We start from the raw sequence: 1,103 nt of genomic DNA on the forward strand, positions 1-1,103 counted from the left end.
GTACGGCCGCCTTCACGGATTGCGAAACGCAGACCGTCGTCCATCGCGATTGGGTGAATCAGGGTTACAACCATGTTCACGTTGTCGCCTGGCATTACCATCTCTACGCCTTCTGGCAGTTCGATGGTACCGGTCACGTCAGTAGTACGGAAGTAGAACTGTGGACGGTAACCTTTGAAGAATGGCGTGTGACGACCACCTTCATCTTTGCTCAGGATGTACACTTCAGATTCGAACTGGGTGTGTGGCTTGATGGAGCCTGGTTTAGCCAGTACCTGACCACGTTCGATTTCTTCACGTTTGATACCACGCAGCAGAACACCTACGTTCTCACCAGCACGGCCTTCGTCCAGCAGTTTGCGGAACATTTCAACGCCAGTACAGGTAGACTTAACGGTGTCTTTGATACCAACGATTTCAACTTCTTCGCCAACTTTGATGATACCGCGCTCAACACGACCGGTAACAACGGTACCACGACCGGAGATGGAGAATACGTCTTCGATTGGCAGCAGGAACGGCTTGTCGATAGCACGCTCTGGCTCTGGGATGTAGCTGTCCAGGGCTTCGGCCAGTTCGATGATTTTCGCTTCCCACTCAGCTTCGCCTTCCAGCGCTTTCAGCGCGGAACCGCGGATCACTGGCAGGTCGTCGCCTGGGAAGTCGTAAGCGGACAGCAGTTCGCGAACTTCCATTTCTACCAGTTCCAGCAGCTCTTCATCATCAACCATGTCGCATTTGTTCATGAATACGATGATGAAAGGAACGCCAACCTGACGACCCAGCAGGATGTGCTCACGAGTCTGAGGCATTGGGCCGTCAGTCGCAGCTACTACCAGGATCGCGCCGTCCATCTGAGCAGCACCGGTGATCATGTTTTTCACGTAGTCGGCGTGCCCTGGGCAGTCAACGTGCGCGTAGTGACGAGTCGGGGTGTCATACTCAACGTGAGAGGTGTTGATGGTGATACCACGAGCTTTTTCTTCTGGCGCGTTATCGATCTGGTCGAAAGCACGTGCAGAACCGCCGTAGGTTTTAGCCAGAACGGTGGTGATCGCTGCAGTCAGGGTAGTTTTACCGTGGTCAACGTGGCCGATAGTACC

At 53.9% G+C, this 1,103-nt stretch carries 1 protein-coding gene; it reads right to left on the reverse strand.

What is annotated here, in order from left to right:
* A partial coding sequence (gene tuf, locus N6G83_RS54365) for an elongation factor Tu (RefSeq protein WP_049275762.1) occupies window positions 1-1,103 on the reverse strand: 1,103 nt, incomplete at both ends.

It is taken from the genome of Serratia sp. PL7 (genome assembly GCF_945957435.1).